The sequence below is a fragment of the Paenibacillus massiliensis subsp. panacisoli DSM 21345 genome, from assembly GCF_000426545.1.
GTDB classification, from domain to species: domain Bacteria; phylum Bacillota; class Bacilli; order Paenibacillales; family Paenibacillaceae; genus Paenibacillus; species Paenibacillus panacisoli.
In genome coordinates, this window is record NZ_KE384534.1 from 83692 (window position 1) to 107229 (window position 23538).

Consider the following 23538-nt stretch of genomic DNA (forward strand, 5'->3'; position numbering starts at 1 on the left):
ACTGCATACTGAAGGAGAAGCTCACATATGAATGATCCTGTGATTACGATAGAGAAGTTGAATTTGTATTATGAGAAGTTTCATGCCTTGAAGGACATGTCCCTGGATGTCCCGGATAAGACTGTGACGGCTTTCATCGGGCCATCAGGCTGCGGGAAATCAACATTATTACGTACACTGAACCGTATGAATGATATGATTCCTGGAACACGCATTGAAGGATCGGTCAAGCTCTCCGGCAAGGAGATCTATGCCGAAGACCTTGAAGTAGAGGAGCTGCGCAAGCGGGTAGGAATGGTCTTCCAACAGCCAAATCCTTTTCCCAAGTCGATTTACGACAATGTAGCCTATGGACCGAGACTGCACGGAATCCGTAGCAAGGAAGTGCTAGACGGTCTGGTGGAGCAGAGTCTCAAGCAGGCAGCCTTGTGGGATGAGGTTAAGGATTTCGTGAAGCGTTCGGCGCTAAGTCTCTCTGGTGGACAGCAGCAGCGGCTGTGTATTGCACGTGCACTGGCGGTTCAACCGGATATCCTGCTGATGGATGAGGCGACCTCCGCACTGGACCCGATCTCCACACTGAAGATTGAAGAGCTGGTACAGCAGTTGAAGGACCAATACACAATTATTATGGTTACACATAATATGCATCAGGCAGCCCGGGTATCGGGTCAGACCGTATTTTTCTTGAATGGCGAGATTATTGAGGCTTCCGAGACCGAGTCACTATTCTCGAACCCGCAGGATTCACGCACGGAGGATTACGTGTCCGGCCGCTTTGGCTGAGTAATGGCAGAGAGGGAGGCACGCATAGGATGATACGCAGAAAGGATTTTGACGAAGGCTTGGAGGAGCTACGTACGCTCTTGCTTCAAATGGGTGGGAAAGTATCCGAGGCATTGGATCATGCAATTACAGCCTTGGAAAAGAACGATACTGAGCTTGCACATCAGGTTGTGAACAGTGATGTGCAGATTAATCAGATGGAGGAGCAAGTTCTCGATATGGGCTCACGCCTTATCGTGACACAGCAACCTGTGGCGAAGGATCTTCGCAGAATTATTGTCTCCTTCAAAATATCTAGTGACCTGGAGCGCATGGGCGATCTGGCCCTTGATGTGGCGAAGGTCACACTTCGATTAGATGGTAAGCAAATGCTCAAGCCGCTCGCGGAGATCCAGGAGATGGCTGAGCTTGTGAAGACAATGACGAATGAAGCTATCAGCTCCTACCTGAACGAGAATACGGATCAGGCCTACAAGATGGCACAGCTGGATGACAAGGTGGATGCCTTGTACAGCCGTATGATCAGTGAGCTGTATACGTTCATCGGCGAGAACCCTTCCCAGGTATCAGAAGCTATGCTGATGCTGCTGGTCGGCAGATACATTGAGCGAATTGGTGACCACGCGACGAACATCGGTGAGAGTGCGGTATATCTCGTTACAAGCCAGCGTCCAGATCTGAATCAGTAGTGCACATGAAAAGACTCCTTGTCCCAAGGGGGTCTTTTTCTTATGCTCTTTGTGTGAGCGTTTTTAAACCTGACAAAGAAATCAGCAACGGATAGATGGTAAAGATAATTCAGATGCTATTTGCATGGAACCCTTTTTTCAGGATACTCGCCTGATATGTTAAAATAGGATAAGCATATAATGAATGAATTCAATGAGGTGTATAGCCAATGGACAAACTCATGCTTATTGACGGCAACAGTATTATATACAGAGCTTTTTTTGCAATCCCTGCTTTATCGAATTCCAGTGGGCAGCAGACCAATGCGGTGTACGGATTTACGACAATGCTGCTGCGGGTGCTTGAGGAGCATAAACCTACTCATGTCCTTGTAGCCTTTGATGCTGGCAAGATAACATTCCGCCACGAGGGATATCAGGACTATAAAGGAGGGCGTGAGAAGACGCCGCCGGAGCTGTCGCAGCAATTTCCACTGTTGAAAGAACTGCTCGATGGTCTGGGTATTGCTCAATTCGAGCTGGAAGGCTATGAGGCAGATGATATTATCGGGACGCTCAGCAAGCAGGCTGATGAAGCAGGTCATGCTGTAATTGTCGTGTCTGGCGACAAGGATATGCTTCAGCTGGCTTCGGATCAGGTGAAGATTGGCCTGACACGTAAAGGCGTTACCGAGATTGAGACCTATGGTCCAGCCGAGATTCAGGAGCGCTATGGCTTGACCCCTGCGCAGATCATTGATCTGAAGGGTCTCATGGGCGATGCATCCGACAATATTCCAGGCATTCCTGGTGTGGGCGAGAAGACCGCTCTGAAGCTGCTCCACGAGTATGGTAGCGTCGAAGAGGTGCTGTCACATACCAGTGAGTTAAAGGGGAAAATGAAGGAACGCATCGAGACTCATGCGGAGGATGCGAGACTTAGCAAGCAACTGGCTACGATCTATCGCGAGGTGCCCTTGGATAAGGGCTGGGATGGCATCGTATACAGCGGACTTAAGCAAGACACTGCAGGTCCTGCATTAGCCAAGCTGGAATTCAAATCTCTCCTCGAGCGCCTCCAGCTTTCTGGACAAATCGTTGGTAGTGGCGGTGGGACTTCACAGGCAGAAGCGGATGTAGATGTGGTTATTTTACAAGCTGACACGGTAAAGGAATTGGAAACGGCGCTCGCGCAAGGTGATGGTGGCGTCCTGCATGTGGAGTCCTACGGAGATAACCCGCACCAAGCCAAGCTGATCGGCGTCGTGATCGGAGTACACGGACGACAGTATTATCTGGCGGATGAGCTATTGCAATCAGATGCGGCGATAGGAGTACGGGAGTGGCTGGCGGATGCCGCCAAGCCGAAGCAGGGCTATGATCTGCATCGTACTGATTTGGTGCTTCATTGGTACGGTATTCCGTTCGCGGGTGCTGAATTTGACGTGCAGCTGGCAGGCTATCTGCTGGACCCGACGGATGCGAATCAGACCTTGAGCGGATTGGCAGCCAAGCATAACCTGCCGTCTATTCGACCGGATGAAGATGTATGGGGTAAGGGTGCCAAATACAAGATTCCATCAGAGGACATTCTCGCTGATCATTTGGCTCGCAAGGCTGCCGTAGTGGGAGAGCTTGTCCCTGCTCAGAAGGAGCAGCTTGAGCAGAATGGTATGAAGCAGCTCTTCCACGATATGGAGATGCCGCTGTCTCGTATTCTGGCAGATATGGAGAAGCAGGGAATCGCGGTCAACATGGATGAGCTGAAGCAGCTAGGTCATGAATTCGAGACCCAGATTGAAGCATTGGTGCAGGATATTTACCGGAATGCTGGCGTTGAGTTCAATCTGAATTCACCTAGGCAGCTAGGTGAGGTCCTATTCGACAAGCTCGGCCTTCCGGTCGTCAAGAAGACGAAGACGGGCTATTCCACGGATGCCGAGGTACTGGAGAAGCTGGCCCCATACAATGATGTCGTACAAAATATTCTGAAATACCGTCAATTGGCTAAGCTTCAATCGACCTATGTAGAGGGACTGCTGAAGGAAATTTCCGAGAAGACTGGCAAGGTGCATACCTTCTATCGGCAGACGATTGCGGCTACAGGACGCTTAAGCAGTCAATTCCCGAATTTGCAAAATATTCCGATTCGTATGGAGGAGGGTCGTAAGCTGCGCAAGGTATTCGTACCTTCAGAGCCCGGTTGGTTGATTCTAGCCGCGGACTATTCGCAGATTGAGCTGCGTGTGCTGGCTGATATCTCTGATGATGAGCGCCTGAAGGAAGCCTTTGTGAACAATATGGACATTCATACGAAGACTGCCTCGGATGTATTCGGGGTCAAGCCTGAGGATGTGGATGCGAACATGCGGAGATCGGCCAAAGCTGTCAATTTCGGGATCGTCTATGGCATCAGCGATTACGGATTATCGCAGAATTTGAATATTACCCGTAAAGAGGCTGCGCAGTTCATTGATCAATATTTTGACGTGTTCCAGGGTGTTCGCAAATACATGGATGATATTGTGCAGGATGCCAGACGGGACGGGTATGTCAAGACGCTGCTAGAACGCAGACGTTATCTCCCAGAGATCAATGCCAGCAACTTCAATCTGCGCTCGTTCGCAGAACGAACGGCGATGAACACGCCTATTCAAGGGACCGCAGCAGATATAATCAAGTTGGCCATGGTACGGATGGATCAGGTGCTGAACGAGCGCAAGCTGCGTAGCCGTATGCTGCTGCAGGTACATGATGAGCTTGTATTTGAGGTTCCGCAGGATGAGCTGGAGATTATGAAGGAGCTAGTACCAGAGACGATGGAGAAGGCTTTGAGCTTGTCCGTGCCTCTCAAGGCTGATGTGAGCTATGGAGATAACTGGTATGAGGCGAAATAGCAACCAGGCTGTTTTCGAACCTGTCCGGCTTCCAGTATAATAGAGCTTGAGGTGAAGGAATTATGCCGGAATTACCAGAAGTCGAAACTGTAAAACGAACATTGAATGAACTGGTAGTAGGGAAACAAATCGAACGAGTCTCTGTACATTTGCCGCGCATTATTCAGCGGCCTTCGGACATACAGGCATTTGCCTTCGAGCTTGCCGGGCATACGATTACTGGCGTGGAGCGTCGAGGCAAATTTTTGCGGATTCTACTGGATGGGCTTGTAGTGGTATCCCATCTGCGTATGGAGGGGCGATACGGCCTATATGCTGCGGATGAGGCAGTTGAGAAGCATACGCATGTCATTTTTCATTTTAACGATGGTACAGAGCTTCGATATAAGGATGTGCGACAGTTCGGTACGATGCATCTGTTCAATACCGGTGAGGATCTGATATCCGCACCGCTGCATAAGCTCGGTCTGGAGCCACTAGATGAAGCGTTCACCGTGGAGGCGCTACAAGGGGCAGTCGGAAGACGCTCAACCTCCATCAAGGCCGCGCTGCTCAATCAAGCATATGTCGTTGGTATTGGGAATATTTATGTAGACGAGGCCTTGTTCAGGGCTGGCATTCACCCGTCCAAAGCAGCTAATTCGTTAACTACAGAACAATTAACATTGCTGCATAAGGCCATTGTTGACGTACTGTCGGAATCAGTGGCTGCTGGTGGTTCTTCCGTCAAATCCTATGTGAACGGTCAGGGAGACAGCGGATCGTATCAGCATCAGCTTCAGATCTATGGCCGCAAGCAGCAGCCGTGTGTTGTCTGTCATACACCAGTGGAGAAATCCGTAGTAGCTGGTAGGGGCACGCATTATTGCCCGAAATGTCAGCCGACAGTTTAGTGGAAGTATAGGAGTGTAGAAGTGTAGAAATGATGGAAGTGCACACTGAGCCCATTTTTCTCATATAATGCCTGAGATATATAACCGAGTGCGCTATCGGGTATGTCCGGGCGCATGGCTATGGGGAGGGCTCAGGATGGGTAGTCATTGGATGTCCCTGCTGTTGCTTGCATTTGCATTAAGTCTGGATAGCTTTGGTGTCGGAGTTACATACGGCTTGCGGAAGATGAAGATTCCACTACTGTCAATTGTGATTATCTCCATCTGCTCGGGTATGGTCATCTGGGTATCCATGCAGGTTGGCGTCATCATGCAGAAGATGCTATCTCCAACATTCACGACCTTGCTCGGAGCACTGATTCTGATTGGGATTGGCTGTTGGTCCCTGGTGCAATCTCTGGTTCAAAAGCATGATGATACCTCGTCGATCTCGTTAGTGGAGCAGGCAGAGGCGCATGATGTGAACGAGCGTGCAACGGTAAAATTGAATGCCAAGGATACGTTAGGGACCGCGGTGGAGCAGACTGTTTTTTCGCTGGAGCTTCGCAAATTGGGGCTGGTCATACGCATTTTGCGTAGTCCCTCTGCAGCGGATATGGATGACTCCGGCAGCATCTCGCCACATGAAGCGGTATGGCTGGGGATCGCACTCTCTCTGGATGCTTTTGGTGCAGGGCTTGGAGCAGCTATGCTTGGTTTTGATCCATTGTCTACAGCACTCGCTATCGCACTCTTCAGCGGGATCTTTCTCATCGGAGGAATGAAGGCAGGCTTTCGATTAACGGCCTTTCGCTTCATGCGGACGGTAGCCTCGCTGCCGGCGCTGCTCTTAATTATCATGGGCATATTGCGTCTAATGTAGTACTATGGAGATTCGAGCACTGAGCAGGTTGCATGATTATAAGCGAAGGTATGAATTCGTATCGTGATCCGAGTAAAAGTACAGTTTGAAGATTAGAATGAGGTTGAAGGCGGGTGTAAGCATGATCATCGGATTAACCGGAGGTATTGCAACCGGAAAAAGCACGGTATCCGCTATGCTGGTGTCCAGAGGAGCCTTGCTCGTAGATGCTGATATCATTGCCCGGGAAGTCATGCTTCCGGGGCATCCGGTCCTTGCGGCGGTCCAGGAGCGGTTCGGGCCGGAAGTTATGAATGACGACGGAACCTTGAATCGCAAGGAGCTTGGACGAATTGTATTTGGAGATCAGGCCGAGCTGCAGGCGCTGAATAACATCACACATCCTGCCATTCGGCAGGAGGTCAAGCAGCGGATGATGACATTTGAGCTGCAGCAGCCGGACAAGCTGGTCGTGGTGGATATCCCGCTTTTGTATGAATCCAAGCTGGACAACCTGTTCCAGGAGATTATGGTGGTATATGTTCCGCGTACGCTACAGCTCCAGCGATTGATGGAGCGTGATGGGCTTGCGGCACTGGAGGCGGAGCAGCGACTGGCTTCACAAATGGATATAGAAGAGAAGAAGCGCAAGGCTGACATCGTAATAGATAATAGCAAGGATCTACAGTACACTGAGCAGCAACTGGAGCAGTGGCTTCGCCACAAGAGGCTTTCATGAAGCTTTTTGCTAAAAAAAGAGTCTTGCTCATCTTGCTCGTGTCTTTTGTCGTCTTCGTGTTCCTGAGCTCTAACTGGATGGCGATTTTCTATCCGATCCGCTATAAGGATGAAATTCGGCAGTATGCGCAGACTTATGAGGTAGACCCATTTCTGGTGGCTTCGATCATTCGGGTTGAAACGAATTATAACACCAGTATGGAATCGCATAAGGGAGCGTTAGGATTGATGCAGATCATGCCCGATACCGCGCAATGGATCATGGAGCGAGCCAAGCTACCGAAACAGCCATTGGATAGTGTGAAGCATGAGGCTGGATTGAATATTCAATTAGGTTCGTGGTACCTTCATAACTTGATGGAGCAATTTCCCGATCAGCCCGTTGCCATGATCGCCGCTTATAATGCAGGTCCAGGCAAAGTCGAGAGCTGGCTTAGCGAAGGAATATGGGATGGTCGTGAGGAGACGATACGGCAGATTCCTTATGGAGAGACAAGGCATTATGTGCAGAGGGTAACGCATTATTACCGTCAATATACGAAGATCTATGATCAGTTCTAGAGAATGGATTTCTGGAATGGTGATGTGGTTTAACGGGCTTTATGAGGGCAGTATTGGTCCAAGAAAATGCGATGGATAAATTAAAAAGTGCAGGAAGGCTTACCGCCTGTCCTGCACCTTGCTTGTTATGACTTATTGAAATTGACCGGCCAGTTGTTGCTCGGCGATTGTCACCAGACGCTTGGTGATGTAACCCCCGATCGAACCGTTCTCATAAGATGTCATGTTACCTTGGTAACCATCTTGAGGGATGCTAATCCCAAGCTCTTGAGCAACCTCGTATTTCAGTTGTTCCAGTGCTCCGGACGCTTGTTTAACAACCAGATTGTTAGAGTTCCCTTGTGCCATTGTTGTTCACCTCCTCGCGGTTGGTAATTGTATTATGTGTCGATATTCGAATTTTATTAGTCTAATTAATGAAGAATTTATTGGTAAAAGGAAGTGAGTGATTGTCATGAAATGCCCTTACTGCGCTTACGCAGGAACGAAGGTGCTGGATTCCAGGCCAGCCAATGATAATAAATCCATTCGCAGACGAAGAGAATGTGAGCAGTGCGCCCGTAGATTCACGACATTCGAGATGGTGGAGGAAGCTCCATTAATGGTCGTGAAGAAGGACGGCAGTCGTGAGGAATTCAGCCGTGACAAAATGCTGCGTGGATTGGTTCGGGCCTGCGAGAAGCGTCCTGTATCGGTGGAGCAGCTTGAGCAGATCGTATCCAAGGTAGAGAATGCATTACGCAATACAGCTGCCACGGAGGTCGTGAGTCAGGAGATTGGTGAGCTTGTCATGGAGCACCTGTATCCAGTAGATGAGGTGGCCTATGTGCGCTTTGCGTCGGTATATCGGCAGTTCAAGGACATCAATATGTTCATGAAGGAACTGAAATCCTTGCTGTCCAAGGAAGAGGCCGACGAATAAGCGTCGGCCCATAAATTTTGTGCTAGAAAAGTATTGACATTGCTGTGTGAAAATTATATGATATAGGAGTCGCCGATAATGGTGGAAAGTTAAAAAATACATATGGGGCCTTAGCTCAGCTGGGAGAGCGCATCGCTGGCAGCGATGAGGTCAGGGGTTCGATCCCCCTAGGCTCCATACTTAAAAGCCCGCTAAACACAAGGATTTCTTAGTGTTTAGCGGGCTTTTGCTATGCATGGATTATGATGATTTTATGGCTGTGGTCTATGAGTAAGAGAGGTACTGCTTTTTCGTTATTTAAGAAGTTATAATTACGCACACGCACTAAAAAAAGTAGAGCAAAATTCTCACTCTACCTTCTAGGGTGTGTGCGCAGCCTCCTCATACAGGCCGCCCTAATAAATCGCAATCGGCCCATAGGGACCGTCTATAATTTCAATTTTCGTTTCAAAAATATCGGTTAGAAGCTCTGGGTCCATTACTTCCTTTACTGTTCCAAAAGCGGCAATTTGGCCATGTTTCATGGCACAAATTCGGTCGGAATATTTGGCCGCAAAATTGATATCATGCATAACAGTCAGAATGGTTCGTCCAAACTCATTAGCGGCATGCCTCAAATGCTCCATCATCTGGACAGAACGAGCCACATCCAGGTTGTTCAAAGGCTCATCCAAAAGCACGTACTCCGTCTCCTGACACAACACCATGGCTACATAGGCTCTTTGCCTTTGACCACCAGAAAGCTCATCCAGGTATCGATTTTCGAGATCAGTCAAGTCTAAAAAATCAATATACTTAGAAATAATAGCCTCATCCTCGTTTGTTAACCTTCCCTTAGAATAAGGAAAACGTCCAAATCCAGCAAGCTGTCTAACGGTAAGTCTCGTTACAAAATGATTTTCTTGACGTAAAAGAGTTACGATTTTAGCCAGCTCGCTCGATTTGGATGCAGAAACATCCATATTGGCAACCTTGATTTGGCCTTCGTCCAGATCCAAAAGTCTTCCGATCATCAAAAGTGTAGTGGACTTACCTGCACCGTTGGGCCCAATTAAAGAAGTAAGGCCGGCTTTTGGTATTTTAATATTCAAAGGGCCTATCGCTACCTCATTCGCATATGATTTTTTGACATTTGTAATCTCTATCATAAAGAACCCTTCCTTAAAATCACTATTAAAAATGTTAATCCGCCAACCAATTCGATAATAATGGAAACAACACCTTGCGCATTAAAAATATGATTCATAATGAAGTATGCACCGGTTAAGATTACAAACCCGATAGCAAGAGCCATGGGGAACACATATCTGTGGTCGTAGGTTTGTGCTGCCTGATAACTCAAAGTGGCAACTAAAAATCCGAAGAAGGTAAGTGGCCCAACCAAAGCCGTTGAAACAGCCATCAAAATGGATATCAGAACAAGCGTATAAATCACGCTGATTTGATGCCTAGTTCCCAAGGAAGTCGATACATCCTTACCAAGCGATAATACATTTAACCTCTTGGCATTAGCAAGCAAAAGGATGGCAACAATGATGACGATGGGGATGGCAATCGGGAAATAGGCTGAGTCTGCATTGTTCACTGAAGCAAACATTCTTGCCTGTAAAATATCAAACTCGGACGGTGCAAGAAGTCTTCTCATAAATGAGGATACAGACCTTAACCCGGTTCCAATAATAATACCGACTAACAGTAGAAGCTGTAAATTGCCGTATTTTCCGGAAAGCAGCCAACCATACAGTATCAAACACATCAAGACCATTGCAGCAACTTGATATAAAAAGGAATCAACACCGCTAAAGCCTACAAATACAGCAGCACCAAAGAAAAATATAGTACTTGTATGAATGGTTGAATAAATAGCTTCAAAGCCTAACAGTGACGGAGTGATAATTCTGTTATTTGTAATTGATTGAAAAGCAACCGTTGATAAGCTTTGGCAAATAACAGCCACAAGCATGGCAACAAGGGCTACCACCCTTCTTGTAACAACAGGTATAAAAGAAGGAGAGGTTACCGGAACTGGATTGTTATACACCAGTAGTCCAAACGAAGAAATAACGCCCAAAACTATCAATGTTATCAGCAAGATCCAATAACGTTTTTCTTCTTTCTTGGTACGAAAGGCTCTAGCTGACCTTTTTTGATGAGGACGGCTAGCATCGACTTCAACAGGTAATGGATTGCTACTTACGAATTGGCTCATCTCAGACTCCTTCTTGACCTCCTTTGTCGTAACAAAATAACAATAAATACGACGGCTCCCACTGTTCCAAGAATCATTGATACGGGTACTTCAAAAGGCATAATAATGATTCTAGACAGAATGTCACAGATCATGATGGTACCCATCCCTAATACGCAGACCCACGGCAAATTGCTTCGGAGATCATCACCTCTAAATAAGGAAACGATATTCGGTACAATTAACCCTAAAAAAGGCAGGTTTCCAATCACAGCTGCAACAATACCAACAGCTAGAGAAATCAGAGCAGTGCCAAAAAGAATGATCCTGTTATAGTTTACTCCAAGACTGGTAGCGACATCTTCCCCTAGTCCAGCTAAAGTCAATCGATCAGCAAAAATAAAAATAAGTATTGTAATCAATATAATAATCCATAAGTATTCATATCTTCCAATTTGAACAGGCGAAAAAGAGCCTACAAACCAGCTTTCGATATTTTGAGTCATTTGAAAAACAAGCCCAACGAAAGTTGAAAAGGCAGAAATGACTGCTCCAAGCATCATGCCAATAATAGGCACTACTAAAGACGAACGAAGTTTAACTTTTTTTAGAAACATGAAAAAAATCATCGTTCCTACAAAGGAAAAAATGATTGCACCTGTCATTCTTAGCACTAAAGTTGGGGCTGGAAAGACCAAATAAACAAACATAAGTCCCAGACCAGACCATTCCATGGTCCCTGTTGTTGTCGGCTCCACCAAGCGGTTCTGTGTAATCAACTGCATGACCAGTCCTGCCATGGCCATTGCGGCTCCCGTAAGCATCAATGCCAGGGTTCTTGGGACACGAGTGATGAAGAACATCTCCATTCCATCCGCTTGTCCTCTTATGTCATATACCCCAGTAAGCAGTGATACTATGCCCAAAATAATAGTCGCTGTAATGGCAATTATAAAAGGTAAGGTCCATAGTCTTTTGTGATTATGACGCTGGGGTTGAGAATTCTCAACCCCAGCTGGTTTTGGTATCAAGTTTTTCAGCACTACGTTAGACTCCTTTTTACTGCTTAGCTAAAGCTACTGAAAGGTCGTTAAAAATCTTGATAAAGGTTTCAATGGATTCATTGGTGTAAGTATCGTTTGGAGCATAGAGAATCTGCCCTTTAGTAATAGCCGTTGTGTTTTTAAGAGCAGGTGAGTTATCAATAACGTCTTGAGCAGGAACAGAAGCTTCATCAGAAGAAATAGCTGCGTCACGATCCAGCACAAAAATCCAATCAGGATTGCTTTGGGCAATAGCTTCAACAGAAATATCATCCCCTTGATGATCGGAAGAAGACTTCTCAACTTCTAATGCAGGAGTCCAGCCAAAAATTTCATACAATGGTCCCCATACTCGCCCAGAGTGAGGAGCCGAGAAACCGATATCTCCACCAGAAACAACCACACTCATAATCTTATCTTCACCATTATAAGCGGCTTTAGCTGCTTCAATAGCTTTATCAAAATCAGCATTTAATTGGCTAGCCTCTTCTTGCTTATCGAAAATTTTACCTAAATCGGTTGTTGCATCTTTAAATCCATTTACCAGATTTTGTCCAGGTGTGCCTGCCTCTGCAGAAACATCAAAATCGAGGTCAATAACTGCTGCATTTGGCACTAATTTTTTGATATCTTCATAATAGCTAGCAAATCTTTGACCAACAATGACAAGGTCAGGCTGTATAGAGGCCAGGAGCTCAAGATTTGGCTCGCGGTGATTTCCAATATTTTGTACGGATTCATCGGCTACATAGGGTGAATTCGCAGGCATTACATCCTTCGGCACAGCTGCTAATTTAATGCCCCAATTGGACAAAGTCTCAAAAGTTCTGTTATCCAAAGCAACGACCTTCGCAGGATTGACCGGAACAGTAACCGTTCCATGAGCGTCCGTAATTTCAACCGTTGTAGCAGCAGCAGGAGTAGCACTACCAGCGTCAGTAGCATTCGTATTAGCAGCACCAGAAGTAGCAGGTCCATTACTTGAGCATGCTGACAACAGCAAAGCAAAAGCTGCAAGTAAAATAAACATTGATTTTGAAGCATTAAATTTTCTCATATATATCCCCCTAGTTTAAATAAGATTGACGCACAAGCAGAGCATTGTAATTGATAAATCAAGATCATGTTATATTCTCAGAGCGCATTTTAACGAATGAATATGTACTATTTTTCATAGTAATGCAGAGTGACATGTCAATTACACGATAGTGATTATCAATCTCAATAACTTGTATTATATCAAGTTAGAAGTAATTTTCAACAACTTACTTCCTGTAACTAATGGCGAAATTGCGAATTAATGCCCCACTTTTTCACTTGAATCCATTCGTGAGTGCGCTCTTCTCAAGGTTTATGATATACTCGTTGGGATAAGTTTAAGATTTTTTCTTAGTTTTCATAGAGAGGTTTTGGATATGACGAAAGACAATTTTTGGCTTGAATTACCACGACCATTTTTTATATTGGCGCCTATGGAAGATGTGACGGATGTTGTGTTTCGTCATGTCGTAAGTGAGGCCGGCAGGCCGGATGTATTTTTCACGGAATTTGCGAACACGGAGAGCTACTGTCACCCGGAGGGAAACAAAAGTGTGCGTGGACGTTTGACTTATACAGCAGATGAACAGCCCATCGTAGCTCATATCTGGGGAGACAAGCCGGAATACTTTCGTGAGATGAGCATCGGTATGGCGAAAGAAGGCTTTAAAGGCATCGATATTAATATGGGTTGTCCTGTTGCTAATGTAGCTGAGAATGGGAAGGGAAGCGGTCTGATCTGTCGCCCAGCTATTGCAGCGGAGATCATCCAGGCTGCGAAAGCGGGAGGCCTGCCCGTGAGTGTAAAAACAAGGCTTGGCTTCACGGCTGTAGATGAATGGCGTGACTGGTTAACGCATATTTTGAAGCAAGACATTGTGAATCTTTCCATTCATTTGCGGACAAGAGAGGAAATGAGCAAAGTAGACGCTCATTGGGAACTCATTCCGGAGATTAAGAAGCTTCGTGACGAGGTAGCACCACATACTCTACTGACCATTAATGGGGATATCCCGGACCGTCAGATGGGCTTGAAGCTCGCTGAGCAATATGGAGTGGATGGTATTATGATCGGTCGTGGGATTTTTCAGAATCCGTTTGCCTTTGAGAAGGAGCCGAGGGACCACAGCAGTGAGGAATTACTTGGCCTGCTGCGGTTGCATTTGGATCTCTATGATCAATATTCAGCAGAGGAGCCACGTTCGTACAGCGCGCTTGCCCGCTTTTTCAAAATATATGTACGTGGCTTCCGAGGGGCAAGTGAGCTTAGAAATAGCTTAATGAGCGCCAAATCAACCCTTGAAGTTCGCGCATTACTCGATGATTTTGGAAGCAGGGAGCAAGATGGGGCGTAAAACTAAGCCATAATGGTAAGGCTTTAGTTCATAGAGCATCCTTCGGGGTGCTTTTTTTATCTATGTACAGAACAAGGTTTTCAGGTTCAATACCATCGTAATCTTGGATCATAAAGCGTCAACCAGGGTAATTATAGTCAATCAAGCTTATTGATAGAATATGTGCTCTTAATGAACGATCTTGCATGTCTTTCCTGTAAAATGAGTAATGATTCAGAAGGACCTTTTTTTTCACAAAAAAATTGAACAAAAAGTGTTGAATTCAGAGGAGGTAAAGATAATGCTAAAAATTCTCGCCACTTGGCTGTTATTTATTCTAGTACTATTTCTTATTAGTAAAGGGCTTCGCAGACTTGCTGGCACAGGATCGAGCTTAAGCTCAAGGCGCTATGGCGGATGGTTGACTGGGCTTTTTATTGTTGGCGCTGTGCCACTCGGTTTTTCGCTATACACTGTGATCTTCGATGAACGTCTGGACGCTAACATCGGGTTGGGGCTCGCCATGCTTTTTGCTTGGGCCTACTGTGCACTTTTGTTATGTGCGGCATTGGTGATATGGGGAATGTACACCTACAAAAGGGCTAAAAAGAATTAACCTGGCTGAAATATGACAACTAATAAAGCTCGCTACACACAAGAATTTATTTCGTGTTTGGCGGGCTTTTTCTAAGCTGAAATATTCACGGTCGTGGTCATTTCTACACAATTGTTCTACCGATGATCGCATGAGGCTAAAGCCACTCAGAACGTACCCTTCATCCCATTTTCTTATGAAAAAATTCAATCAAGCCATCTGTTAATTGTCGATGCGAGCTGCTAATATACCGATCGGTACAGTACATGAGCTCCAGATGTCGTATAGGCGTAGGCCCCTTGAATGGTATAGCTACAATGTCCTGACGTTCCGGGAATTGAGCGAGCAAGCCTTGCGGCTGTATAGTAGCGCCTACCCCGGCAGACACTAATTGGAGCAGTGAATTGGCTGAGCTCGTCTCCATGACGGGTGTTAATTCAATCTCTTCCTGAATACAGACGGCATCCACCAACTCACGACCGAGAAAGCCTTTCGGATACATGACCAGTGAATGCTGTTTCAGCTCTTGCAGTGTAATCTCCTTCCTGTCAGCGAGCTCGCTTGCTGCATGAACGAAGAGATGATAGGGCTCCGATCCCAGCGGGACCTGGGTTAATCTTTTATCAGGCTGACCTTGCAAGCCAATCCCGATATCGACTTTATGGTTAAGCACTTCATCTTGTACATATATAGTTGAGAACACCTGTAGCTGGATGTGAGGATATGTCTTCTTGAATTCAACGAACAGCGGGACGAGCATGAAGTCCAAATCCGAGGGCAGCACAGCCAGCCTAACCGTACCGATATCTCCTGACAGCAGATCTTGTATGGCATGCTTGGCGTCCCGTTCTGCTTGCAGCATCTTCAGCCCGTAGTGGTACAGGAGCTTGCCTGCTTCTGTAGCCACCACCTTTTTACCGATCCGATCGAAAAGAGGAGTGCCCAGCTCTGCCTCAAGTATGCGGATTTGCTGGCTTAGTGTAGGCTGTGAGATTCCGAGTCTTTCGGCAGCCTTTGTAAAATGCAGTAGCTCATATACCGCCATAAAATACTGTACATTTCGATTGTCCATCCGAAGGCTCTTTTCTTTAATAGTATTTAACTATCATAATAATATGAATTATAGAATTTATCAATGATTTAAGAGCCCATATACTGAGAATGTCTTATACAGCTAAGAAGAGAGGGCCTATTTTATGAAGAAGTATTTTTTATTGCTAGCTATATTTATTGCAGCCTTGAATCTAAGGCCTCTGATTACATCGGTGGCCCCTTTGCTTGGTACGATACAGAGTGATCTAGATATGAGCGGTCTAACCGCAAGTCTACTCACCACATTGCCTGTCCTATGTATGGGGATATTTGCTCCAGCGGCGACCGTATTGCGTGATCGAATGGGTCTTGAACGCACCATTTTTATGGCCTTAGTCCTCATTACAGGGGCAACAGCATTGCGAGGAATCGTTAGCTCTGTCGTGATACTGGTAGTTAGTGCGTTAGTTGGCGGAATTGGGATCAGCTTGGCCGGGCCGCTATTGTCCGGCTTCATTAAGAAGTATTTTCCTACCAAGCCCGGCATTGTCAGTGTGTATTCTGCTTCCATGACTGTAGGGGCTGCTGTTGCTTCTGCTTTTGCTATCCCGTTATACAATCGTAGTAATCACAGCTTAACGCTGACCTTGTCCTGCTGGGCTATTCTTGGAGTGGTGGCACTAATCGTGTGGGCGGCTTTTCTTGGAAATCGGGCGAATCAGACTAGCTCAAGCTCGATACGATCAAGCTCCAGGCTTCCGATCCGTAATAAAAAAGCAATTCTGTTGACCTTGTTTTTTGGCTTAATGGCCAATATTTTTTATTCGGTAACAGCGTGGATTGCACCGATTGCTCTGAATCTCGGCTACAGCGCGGCTAGTGCAGCTATGCTCCTTACGGTCTTTACGCTGATTCAAGTCCCCGTATCCTTAACGATTCCTTTCCTAGTAGCCAAATCCGGGAAACGTCGTTTGTATCTCGTTCTCTGCAGTGCTTCCGAGCTAATCGGAATCGTTATGCTGCTCTTTCAGCTGCCGATGCTGCCAGCGGCGGTGTTGTTGGGTATTGGAGCAGGCGGATTATTTCCACTGGCACTCATGCTGCCGATTGTCGAGACAGAGACGGCAGGGGAAGCTGGAGCATGGTCTGCGATGTCCCAGTGCGCGGGCTATATTATAGGGGCTATGGGACCACTAGCCATTGGGGCGATTTATGATCGAAGTGGAAGCTTTACGACTGCGCTTATTGTGATGCTGATGGTGATTGTGGTCATGATCGGGGTGCAGGTGGCGATTACTAGCGGGAAGAGTGGCGGTCGGGTTAGGGCTTAAAAAATGAATTGAATAAATTGAGCCATAATGCGAGCTAAGTGAATATACCGAAGAACCCTTATACACAAGGGTTCTTCGGGGTACATAATTAGTGTTAAATTCAATCTATGATGTAAGTGCATAGATAAAGTAATACCTATAAAGTAATACCTATAAAGTAATACCGAAGCTTGTATGTAATCGCTTTAATTTTGCTATAGACAGTGCGTGTGGCCAATGCTATATTGTTTCTGTAAGAAACAATATTATTTCTATGAAACACAAAAAAATGGATTGTCGTCATGGCACAACATACTAAACGTGCTCAAGCTGGAGTATTTCAACTGTTCGGTGCTTGAGCGACACGAAAGGGATGGAGAAGATATGGGCAGCATCGAGACAACCATTAAGACCTTTGATGGGACTCAGCTCTATTTCAGCAAGAATGTGGTTACTGATGCGAAGGCAGCTGTGGTTATTGTTCATGGGCTATGCGAGCATGCCGGGCGCTATGATTATTTGACGGATCAGTTGAACAACCACGATATTAACGTATATCGATTTGACCATCGTGGTCATGCGAGATCGGAAGGGCAGCGTACGTTCTACAGTGATTTTCATCAGCTCATAGAGGATGTGAATGTCATTGTTGAAGCGGCCTTGCAAGAGAGCGGCGATACCCCTCTGTTTGTCATCGGTCACAGTATGGGTGGATTTGCGACCTCATCCTTTGGAACGAAATATCCAGGTAAAGTGAAAGGCATCGTTCTCTCTGGAGCACTTACCCGCTACAATACAAAGGTTGCTGGTGAGCTGCCACTTGATCTTCCTCCAGGCACGTATTTCCCAAATGAGCTTGGCAGCGGCGTATGTAGTGATCCGGAGGTTGTATCCGCATATGCGAATGATCCGTTAGTCGAAAAAAAAATTTCCGTAGATCTATTCAATAGCCTGGGTTATGGAGTGGTCTGGTTAAAGGAGCATGCGAAGCAGTTTGTAGACCCGGTGCTTGTTCTGCATGGTGCAAACGATGGGCTGGTGAGTGAACAGGATTCGCGCGACTTCTACGGAGACATTGCTTCGACCGATAAAACATTGAAAATCTATGCTCACCTTATGCATGAAATATTTAACGAACCGACTCGGGATGAAGTCATTAAAGAAACGATCACATGGATTGAAAAACATATCTGATCTCAGTACACTTGGAAGAGAGAGAATTCTGAAGATGAAAGGGATTACCCATGAAGTTAGATTGGATGGGCAACCATCGGACATTGATCGAGAAAATTATAAAGTACGGGAATGCATATTCTAACACCTATAAGCTGCAGCGAAGCTACGGTACAGACGTCATGTTCTCCGCCTCGCAGATTCAGACTCTGGAATATATTCTGGAAGCAGAGGATAAGGAAGAGAAAATGTCAGAAATGGCAGAACGTCTTGGCGTTAGTCGCAGCACATTCTCCAAGAACGTGAAGATTTTGAAGGAAAAAGGCCTGCTGGAGAAATATCATTTGAGCGGCAATCGCAAAGACATCTATGTGAAGCCTTCTGCGAAAGGACGCGAGGTGTACGCCCAGTACACTGAATTTGTTCGCGAGCTTTGCTTTGATGATATTTTTCGGTATGCGGATACCATTTCGGAGGCTGACAAGGAAAGCTTTACTCGTATTTTGGATTTGTTTGCGAATGTTTTGGTCTGGTATGGGGAGAAAGAACAGGAACCACGCAAGCTCACCAAAATTGATTCAGGTAACGAATAAATTGGCTGCAATCCATGAAGTTGAATGAGTTATCCCAATGCTTGTCTCACTTCCCTGCCAGCATTGGAAAAACCGTACCCAATCAAGTACAATAATTCAGAAGTTATCATATCAGACCAATAGATATAGAGTATGGAGGGAAGCATGCTGAATTGGAAAGCAATCTTCAAGGGTATGGCGATGGGGACAGTAGAGACGGTTCCTGGCGTAAGCAGTAGTACCATTGCGGTACTCATGGGAATTTACGAGAGGTTGATTGAGGCCATTGGCCAATTGACCTCGAAGCGCTGGAAGGAAGGCATAGCCTATTTAATCCCGATAGGGATCGGAATGTTCGGTGGATTCATCATATCTGTCATGGTAATAAAATACCTGCTTGAGCATTATTTTCAGCCTACCCATTTTCTATTTATGGGCCTGGTCATTGGCATCTTGCCTTCATTATGGAGAACTGCCCGGACAGAAAGTAAGGAACCCATGCGGTTGCGGCACTATGTGCTCATATTGCTGTCCCTGTTGGCGGTAGCTGCGACAAGATTTCTGGATGTTGAACGAGATATAATCATGACGAATCTGACTGCCTCGGATTATCTGTTCCTGTTCGTCTCGGGCTGGCTGGCGAGCACAGCGTTAATACTGCCTGGCATTAGTGGGGCGCTGATTCTTACCCTGCTCGGCGTGTACTATACCGCGATCTCGGCCATATCCTCAATGAATCTGCCAGTCATCTTTACGATTGGAGCGGGGATTGTGGCAGGGATTCTCATTACAAGCAGACTTGTTCGATTTTTATTGCAGCGTTATACCCTGCTCATGTATGCTTCCATGCTGGGACTGGTGGCGGGCTCCATTGTGGTGTTGTATCCGGGGTATCCAGTGGGGGCTCTGAATAGCCTGATCTGTGTAATCGCTCTTATCGCTGGTTATTTGATCGCCCTGATTGCAGGGCGCGTGAAGCGCGGAGGAGGCTTGCCTGTTGTAATAGAGCAGTGAGACTCTCTGCTTATCCGATATCGCTTTGCCCTGGTGTAGCTAGGGCAAAGCGATTTTTTTGCTCGATGTTACTACGGATCTGGTCGATGTTACTATTCTGGTTGATAGAGCTAACCTGTAGACTTTGAGCCAGGTATAAATAGCTGCAAGCTGTCCCGCAAGGAGGTGGGAGGGTGGCCAAGCAGCTGTTCCAGATCAGTTGTTGTTGAGGAGGTATCAATCGTACGCAAAAAGTTAAATATCCAATGCTGTAGCTGTGGTTCTTGCTGCACTGCCATTGGCGTGCCGACGAGCTCGGAGAGAGCTGCTGCTAGATCAGAGAAGCTCCATGAGGTAGACGCGGTTAGCTCATAAATTCTGTTGCGATGTTTGTTGGGCTGGGCGAGTACGTTCGCTGTGGCGGCTGCCAGATCGGCTCGAATGACCGTATTAAATGTCCAAGCTTCAGGAGGGCAGACGATCTGCTGCTCTGCTATAACCGTCTGCAGATTAAGGGCCTCTATAATGTCAGTGTAGAGTGCGTTTCTCATAAAAGTGTAGGCTATACCAGAAGCGCGGATGGCATACTCTGTGGCCAAGTGTAAATGAACAGGAGGGCCTGAGCCATGCTCGGGGAAAGCAAAGCTAGTGTAGACCAGATGCGCCACCTTCGTCCTTTTGGCAGCCTCAATGACATGTGCATGCTGGCGAAATCGGATGGTATCATCCGCATGAGAGCTTGAAATGAGTAATAGCTGGGATGCTCCGGCCAGAGCCTGCTCAATCGACTCGGGCTGATCATAATCGCATAAGCGCACCTGGATGCCTGCGGAACGATAAGACTCTCCAGCTTCAAGACGCCGAACACCTGCAATAATACGCTCTGGAGAGATTTGATGAAGCAACTGCTCGATAATCAGATGTCCCAGCTTGCCACTAGCCCCTGTAATCATAATGGACATGAGTGCATCGTCCTTTCCTTTGCATTTAGTTTAACGCTTAACTATCTGGCTGCAAATGTACAATACGTACGGCCTTTAACTACGGCGCTAGTAGCTCCCGTTAAGTGACTTTGGCCATCGTGATCTATTGCCTGCGTCAAGCTCTCTTCAACTTAGCAAGCAACAGCAATAACTGTTCCAGCTCGCCCTCGTTAAGCCCCTGAAGGCCCTCTACGATCCGTTGTCGATTCTCCGGTAAATGCAGCAGAAGCAAGCGCTGTCCCTCCCCTGTAATGGATACTACCCACTTTCTTCCATCTGTAGGGTGCGGGGCACGGTGTATCAGGCCATCCTGCTCCATCGGACTGAGCAGCAAGCTAATATTAGCCTTCGTTACTCCAAGCTTGCGGGCGAGCGTCGTAGGAAGGACGGTGCCACCCTCCTTCATTATTTCTACCAAAATACGTATTCTAGCTCCTGTCAGTCCCTGGGATTGCCAGTATTTCTCCGAGACATCGACAAGTTGGGCTGTCGTCTCGACCAGAGCGAAGAAGACTTGCTGCTGCAGCGGTAAGTCGGTTACAAAATCCTGCAAATCTTTCATACATACACACGCACCATTCTATATCGTTAAGTCCTTAACTATTATAGAATCTAATGGATCATACTTCCTTTGTCAAGTTGAGGAACAGTAATCATTTTGAATGAATGGCTATGAATAGGTGAATTACTTGGGAGAATTTGATGTATTCGTTGGTATCTTCCTGCACGGCTCGGCTGATAGAAAATATTTTATGATTTCGGTAAGAATCTCCTAAAAATCGCTTGCGCAAATACCGAAAATGAATATTAGATAACAGTTCAAAAGTAATATTATATAGGTCTTTGGATGGGTTGTGAGCGGAGGGGTTCATGATAACCAAACAAGGTACAGGGAGATGAAGGAATGGTAAAACGAATCATAAACAAATTTTCTGGCTCAAAAAGTATCGCGAACACACTTGCACTCATTTTATTCTTGAACATTCTTGTTGTGTTCGTCATTCTTGGAACATTCATGTACACGAATACCCGGGCCATGCTTGTGCAGCAACAGGAAGCGATGCTACAGACTAAGACACAATCTGTCATTGCACAGTTCGATGCGTTATTTAAGGAAAAAGGGGCATTGGTGAAGCAGATGTCCACCAATGACATTTTTCGGCAATACATAGAGACGACCGCATCCTCTGCGGAGGTGCATACTTCAACCTATGCAGCACAGACTCAGGCGACTCTGGCGGCAATAGTGAAAGAAGAGCCTTCCTTTGCAGATGCATGGGTCCTTGGTATTCATGACAAGGGCTTCTGGCTGCAAAATGATGGAGCGGCAGCCGATGCTGCATTCAATGTGCAGGATCGGCCCTATTACAAGCCAGCCATGGAAGCGAACGGGTTATATTTCTCGGAGCCTTATGCTGACGTCAACAATGGCACTATGTTGATGGGGATTTTTTATCCGGTGAAGGATGATAATGATCAGGTTATCGGATTTGTCGTTGCAGACATTGCCTTCAAGGATATTCCGGACATCATGCAGAGCTACTCTCTCGGCAGCACGGGATATTCCGTATTGACCACCAAAGATGGAGATATTCTGTACCACCCTGATCAGGAAAAAGTTCTGAAGCAGAAGTTCAATGAGAGTGAGGGAGAACTCGGTGAGATCGGTCAGCAGATGATGGCTGGAGAATCTGGCGTACGGCTGATTAACGATCAGGGTGAGCGCCGATATATTGGCTATGCTACTAGTAAGGATACAGGGTGGTCTGTAGCCTTGACGATAGCCGAGAAAGAAGTGCTAGAGGAACTGGGCTCCTTTACCTGGATTACGATTGGTGGGTTTGCTGGAGCGACGATTCTACTGGTGTTGATCTGCTATGTTGTACTGCGTTCCATTCTGAGAAGCATTCCAAAGCTGCTTGCCAAGATGAAGCAGATTGAGGATGGTGATCTGACCGTTCAATTCGAAGTGAAGTCCAATAATGAATTGGGCCAGATTGCACAGGGAATTCAGAAAATGGTAGAGAAAATCTATGGCATGATCCAGATGGTTGGCAATACCTCTCAGGTGCTGAATCAATCCTCCAACGATCTGCAGGTCATTTCTACCAAGACAGCATCCACAATGAATGATACAGCGGTGGCTATTAACGAGATTGCCAGTGCGACCAATTATCAGTCTGTGGAGTCGGACAATATTTTGACGAAGACGATGGAGCTGTCCCATCAGATTGATGGTATTGCTAATGATGCGACAGCAATGGAGCAAATGGTGAAGACGTCCTCGGAGCAGAGTGAATACGGACTCGACGTCGTAACTCAGCTGTCCCAATGGGCAGAGGAGAATAATAAGTCTACCCAGGCTATCTCGGCACTGATTCATGATATTGATGCGAGTCGCAGCGAGATTGCCAGCTTTGTGGGCACCGTACAACAGATTGCGACTCAGACCAACCTGTTGGCCTTGAATGCCTCGATCGAAGCGGCTCGTGCTGGAGAGCAGGGTAAAGGCTTCGCAGTTGTTGCTGGAGAGGTGCGCAAGCTCGCTGAGCAGACTGCGGCGGCTACGCAGGAAATCTATAAGAAGGTCGGATTTATAGAAGAGAAGACGAAGCTATCTGTACAGCATACGGTGGATGGTCTGAGAATTGCCGAGGAGAATGCCAAATCGGTAGATGCTACGAAGCAGCTATTCTCACATATCAGTGAGGATCTGGAGGAGCTCAAGCTACGGATGAACCAGATCAGCCGTGGTACTCTGAATATTCATCAGCACAAGGATGAGATTCTGCATGCGCTGGAGACGATATCTGCCACGACAGAGGAGAACTCGGCATCCACGCAGGAGGTCAGTGCGAGTACCCAGGAGCAGCTAGAGAGCATCGAGAAGGTAGCAGAGCTATCTGATCAGCTGAACCAGATATCCAAGCAGCTACAGAAGGAACTGAGCCAGTTCAAGGTTGAGTAAGCT

At 46.5% G+C, this 23538-nt stretch carries 23 protein-coding genes and 1 tRNA gene; 16 read left to right on the forward strand and 8 right to left on the reverse strand.

Annotated elements, in window-relative coordinates; all coding sequences use genetic code 11:
• Positions 1-27 precede the first annotated feature (27 nt).
• The 7 genes from pstB (at position 28) to K331_RS0122910 (ending at position 7384) form a co-directional block, all read left to right on the forward strand.
• Complete coding sequence (gene pstB, locus K331_RS0122880) at positions 28-786, forward strand: phosphate ABC transporter ATP-binding protein PstB (RefSeq protein ID WP_018886033.1); 759 nt, start codon at positions 28-30, stop codon at positions 784-786.
• A gap of 29 nt (positions 787-815) precedes the next feature.
• On the forward strand, positions 816-1475 hold the full coding sequence (gene phoU, locus K331_RS0122885) for a phosphate signaling complex protein PhoU (protein ID WP_028592065.1): 660 nt from the start codon (positions 816-818) through the stop codon (positions 1473-1475).
• Between the two features lie 209 nt (positions 1476-1684).
• Entirely contained in the window at positions 1685-4351 is a 2667-nt protein-coding gene (gene polA, locus K331_RS0122890; RefSeq protein ID WP_028592066.1) for a DNA polymerase I, read from the forward strand.
• A 62-nt stretch (positions 4352-4413) separates the two neighbouring features.
• Positions 4414-5244: a DNA-formamidopyrimidine glycosylase gene (gene mutM / locus K331_RS0122895; RefSeq protein ID WP_028592067.1), complete on the forward strand. Its 831-nt coding sequence runs from the start codon at positions 4414-4416 to the stop codon at positions 5242-5244.
• Between the two features lie 136 nt (positions 5245-5380).
• Positions 5381-6106 carry an MntP/YtaF family protein gene (locus tag K331_RS0122900; RefSeq protein WP_028592068.1) on the forward strand — a complete coding sequence of 242 codons (726 nt, stop codon included), beginning with the start codon at positions 5381-5383 and terminating at the stop codon, positions 6104-6106.
• Positions 6107-6227: 121 nt separating this feature from the next.
• Positions 6228-6824, forward strand: a complete 597-nt coding sequence (gene coaE / locus K331_RS0122905) for a dephospho-CoA kinase (protein WP_028592069.1) — start codon at positions 6228-6230, stop codon at positions 6822-6824.
• Positions 6821-7384, forward strand: coding sequence for a lytic transglycosylase domain-containing protein (locus tag K331_RS0122910; RefSeq protein WP_028592070.1), 564 nt, complete (start codon positions 6821-6823; stop codon positions 7382-7384). Before coaE ends, K331_RS0122910 begins: the two co-directional genes overlap by 4 nt.
• 132 nt (positions 7385-7516) lie before the next feature.
• On the opposite strand, the gene K331_RS0122915 is transcribed toward K331_RS0122910, so the two are convergent.
• Entirely contained in the window at positions 7517-7732 is a 216-nt protein-coding gene (locus K331_RS0122915) for an alpha/beta-type small acid-soluble spore protein (RefSeq protein WP_018886025.1), read from the reverse strand.
• 106 nt (positions 7733-7838) lie between these two features.
• On the opposite strand from K331_RS0122915, the gene nrdR reads away from it, so the two are divergent.
• Positions 7839-8306 (forward strand): transcriptional regulator NrdR, encoded by a 468-nt coding sequence (gene nrdR / locus K331_RS0122920; RefSeq protein ID WP_018886024.1) that lies wholly within the window; start codon positions 7839-7841, stop codon positions 8304-8306.
• Between the two features lie 104 nt (positions 8307-8410).
• Positions 8411-8483 (forward strand) — tRNA-Ala (locus tag K331_RS0122925).
• Between the two features lie 218 nt (positions 8484-8701).
• On the opposite strand, the gene K331_RS0122930 is transcribed toward K331_RS0122925, so the two are convergent.
• Genes K331_RS0122930 through K331_RS0122945 form a run of 4 tightly spaced genes read right to left on the reverse strand, consistent with a single transcriptional unit; the run spans position 8702 to position 12594 of the window.
• Positions 8702-9454 carry an iron ABC transporter ATP-binding protein gene (locus K331_RS0122930; protein ID WP_028592071.1) on the reverse strand — a complete coding sequence of 251 codons (753 nt, stop codon included), beginning with the start codon at positions 9452-9454 and terminating at the stop codon, positions 8702-8704.
• The gene (locus K331_RS0122935; RefSeq protein ID WP_028592072.1) at positions 9451-10515 is read right to left on the reverse strand and encodes an iron chelate uptake ABC transporter family permease subunit; all 1065 of its coding nucleotides are present in this window, start codon (positions 10513-10515) and stop codon (positions 9451-9453) included. Before K331_RS0122935 ends, K331_RS0122930 begins: the two co-directional genes overlap by 4 nt.
• A complete protein-coding gene (locus K331_RS0122940; RefSeq protein WP_404821520.1) occupies positions 10512-11525 on the reverse strand; it encodes an ABC transporter permease in 1014 nt (337 codons plus the stop codon). Before K331_RS0122940 ends, K331_RS0122935 begins: the two co-directional genes overlap by 4 nt.
• A 28-nt stretch (positions 11526-11553) precedes the next feature.
• A complete protein-coding gene (locus K331_RS0122945; RefSeq protein WP_028592074.1) occupies positions 11554-12594 on the reverse strand; it encodes a siderophore ABC transporter substrate-binding protein in 1041 nt (346 codons plus the stop codon).
• Positions 12595-12952: 358 nt separating this feature from the next.
• On the opposite strand from K331_RS0122945, the gene K331_RS0122950 reads away from it, so the two are divergent.
• Positions 12953-13930: a tRNA dihydrouridine synthase gene (locus K331_RS0122950; protein WP_028592075.1), complete on the forward strand. Its 978-nt coding sequence runs from the start codon at positions 12953-12955 to the stop codon at positions 13928-13930.
• Between the two features lie 280 nt (positions 13931-14210).
• Complete coding sequence (locus tag K331_RS0122955; RefSeq protein ID WP_028592076.1) at positions 14211-14525, forward strand: hypothetical protein; 315 nt, start codon at positions 14211-14213, stop codon at positions 14523-14525.
• A 160-nt stretch (positions 14526-14685) separates the two neighbouring features.
• Here the strand turns inward: K331_RS0122955 and K331_RS0122960 are convergent, their stop codons facing one another.
• Complete coding sequence (locus K331_RS0122960; RefSeq protein ID WP_028592077.1) at positions 14686-15576, reverse strand: LysR family transcriptional regulator; 891 nt, start codon at positions 15574-15576, stop codon at positions 14686-14688.
• Between the two features lie 124 nt (positions 15577-15700).
• On the opposite strand from K331_RS0122960, the gene K331_RS0122965 reads away from it, so the two are divergent.
• From K331_RS0122965 to K331_RS0122980, 4 genes are all read left to right on the forward strand, one after another.
• Positions 15701-16867 (forward strand): MFS transporter, encoded by a 1167-nt coding sequence (locus tag K331_RS0122965; RefSeq protein WP_028592078.1) that lies wholly within the window; start codon positions 15701-15703, stop codon positions 16865-16867.
• A 363-nt stretch (positions 16868-17230) separates the two neighbouring features.
• Positions 17231-18040, forward strand: coding sequence for an alpha/beta hydrolase (locus K331_RS0122970; protein WP_028592079.1), 810 nt, complete (start codon positions 17231-17233; stop codon positions 18038-18040).
• Positions 18041-18090: 50 nt separating this feature from the next.
• Complete coding sequence (locus K331_RS0122975) at positions 18091-18612, forward strand: MarR family winged helix-turn-helix transcriptional regulator (RefSeq protein ID WP_028592080.1); 522 nt, start codon at positions 18091-18093, stop codon at positions 18610-18612.
• Between the two features lie 144 nt (positions 18613-18756).
• Positions 18757-19605: a DUF368 domain-containing protein gene (locus tag K331_RS0122980; RefSeq protein WP_028592081.1), complete on the forward strand. Its 849-nt coding sequence runs from the start codon at positions 18757-18759 to the stop codon at positions 19603-19605.
• Positions 19606-19715: 110 nt separating this feature from the next.
• Here the strand turns inward: K331_RS0122980 and K331_RS0122985 are convergent, their stop codons facing one another.
• Together K331_RS0122985 and K331_RS0122990 are read right to left on the reverse strand one after the other, a co-directional pair.
• Entirely contained in the window at positions 19716-20546 is an 831-nt protein-coding gene (locus K331_RS0122985; protein WP_028592082.1) for an NmrA family NAD(P)-binding protein, read from the reverse strand.
• A 136-nt stretch (positions 20547-20682) separates the two neighbouring features.
• Complete coding sequence (locus K331_RS0122990) at positions 20683-21129, reverse strand: MarR family winged helix-turn-helix transcriptional regulator (protein ID WP_028592083.1); 447 nt, start codon at positions 21127-21129, stop codon at positions 20683-20685.
• A gap of 342 nt (positions 21130-21471) precedes the next feature.
• Between K331_RS0122990 and K331_RS0122995 the strand changes: the two genes are divergently transcribed.
• Positions 21472-23535, forward strand: a complete 2064-nt coding sequence (locus tag K331_RS0122995) for a methyl-accepting chemotaxis protein (protein ID WP_028592084.1) — start codon at positions 21472-21474, stop codon at positions 23533-23535.
• Positions 23536-23538: the final 3 nt, after the last annotated feature.

Bases quoted from the DNA above. Each gene is read 5' to 3' on its own strand.
- pstB (WP_018886033.1), top strand. From the start codon at position 28: ATGAATGATCCTGTGATTACGATAGAGAAGTTGAATTTGTATTATGAG.
- phoU (WP_028592065.1), top strand. From the start codon at position 816: ATGATACGCAGAAAGGATTTTGACGAAGGCTTGGAGGAGCTACGTACG.
- polA (WP_028592066.1), top strand. From the start codon at position 1,685: ATGGACAAACTCATGCTTATTGACGGCAACAGTATTATATACAGAGCT.
- mutM (WP_028592067.1), top strand. From the start codon at position 4,414: ATGCCGGAATTACCAGAAGTCGAAACTGTAAAACGAACATTGAATGAA.
- K331_RS0122900 (WP_028592068.1), top strand. From the start codon at position 5,381: ATGGGTAGTCATTGGATGTCCCTGCTGTTGCTTGCATTTGCATTAAGT.
- coaE (WP_028592069.1), top strand. From the start codon at position 6,228: ATGATCATCGGATTAACCGGAGGTATTGCAACCGGAAAAAGCACGGTA.
- K331_RS0122910 (WP_028592070.1), top strand. From the start codon at position 6,821: ATGAAGCTTTTTGCTAAAAAAAGAGTCTTGCTCATCTTGCTCGTGTCT.
- K331_RS0122915 (WP_018886025.1), bottom strand. From the start codon at position 7,732: ATGGCACAAGGGAACTCTAACAATCTGGTTGTTAAACAAGCGTCCGGA.
- nrdR (WP_018886024.1), top strand. From the start codon at position 7,839: ATGAAATGCCCTTACTGCGCTTACGCAGGAACGAAGGTGCTGGATTCC.
- K331_RS0122930 (WP_028592071.1), bottom strand. From the start codon at position 9,454: ATGATAGAGATTACAAATGTCAAAAAATCATATGCGAATGAGGTAGCG.
- K331_RS0122935 (WP_028592072.1), bottom strand. From the start codon at position 10,515: ATGAGCCAATTCGTAAGTAGCAATCCATTACCTGTTGAAGTCGATGCT.
- K331_RS0122945 (WP_028592074.1), bottom strand. From the start codon at position 12,594: ATGAGAAAATTTAATGCTTCAAAATCAATGTTTATTTTACTTGCAGCT.
- K331_RS0122950 (WP_028592075.1), top strand. From the start codon at position 12,953: ATGACGAAAGACAATTTTTGGCTTGAATTACCACGACCATTTTTTATA.
- K331_RS0122955 (WP_028592076.1), top strand. From the start codon at position 14,211: ATGCTAAAAATTCTCGCCACTTGGCTGTTATTTATTCTAGTACTATTT.
- K331_RS0122960 (WP_028592077.1), bottom strand. From the start codon at position 15,576: ATGGACAATCGAAATGTACAGTATTTTATGGCGGTATATGAGCTACTG.
- K331_RS0122965 (WP_028592078.1), top strand. From the start codon at position 15,701: ATGAAGAAGTATTTTTTATTGCTAGCTATATTTATTGCAGCCTTGAAT.
- K331_RS0122970 (WP_028592079.1), top strand. From the start codon at position 17,231: ATGGGCAGCATCGAGACAACCATTAAGACCTTTGATGGGACTCAGCTC.
- K331_RS0122975 (WP_028592080.1), top strand. From the start codon at position 18,091: ATGAAGTTAGATTGGATGGGCAACCATCGGACATTGATCGAGAAAATT.
- K331_RS0122980 (WP_028592081.1), top strand. From the start codon at position 18,757: ATGCTGAATTGGAAAGCAATCTTCAAGGGTATGGCGATGGGGACAGTA.
- K331_RS0122985 (WP_028592082.1), bottom strand. From the start codon at position 20,546: ATGTCCATTATGATTACAGGGGCTAGTGGCAAGCTGGGACATCTGATT.
- K331_RS0122990 (WP_028592083.1), bottom strand. From the start codon at position 21,129: ATGAAAGATTTGCAGGATTTTGTAACCGACTTACCGCTGCAGCAGCAA.
- K331_RS0122995 (WP_028592084.1), top strand. From the start codon at position 21,472: ATGGTAAAACGAATCATAAACAAATTTTCTGGCTCAAAAAGTATCGCG.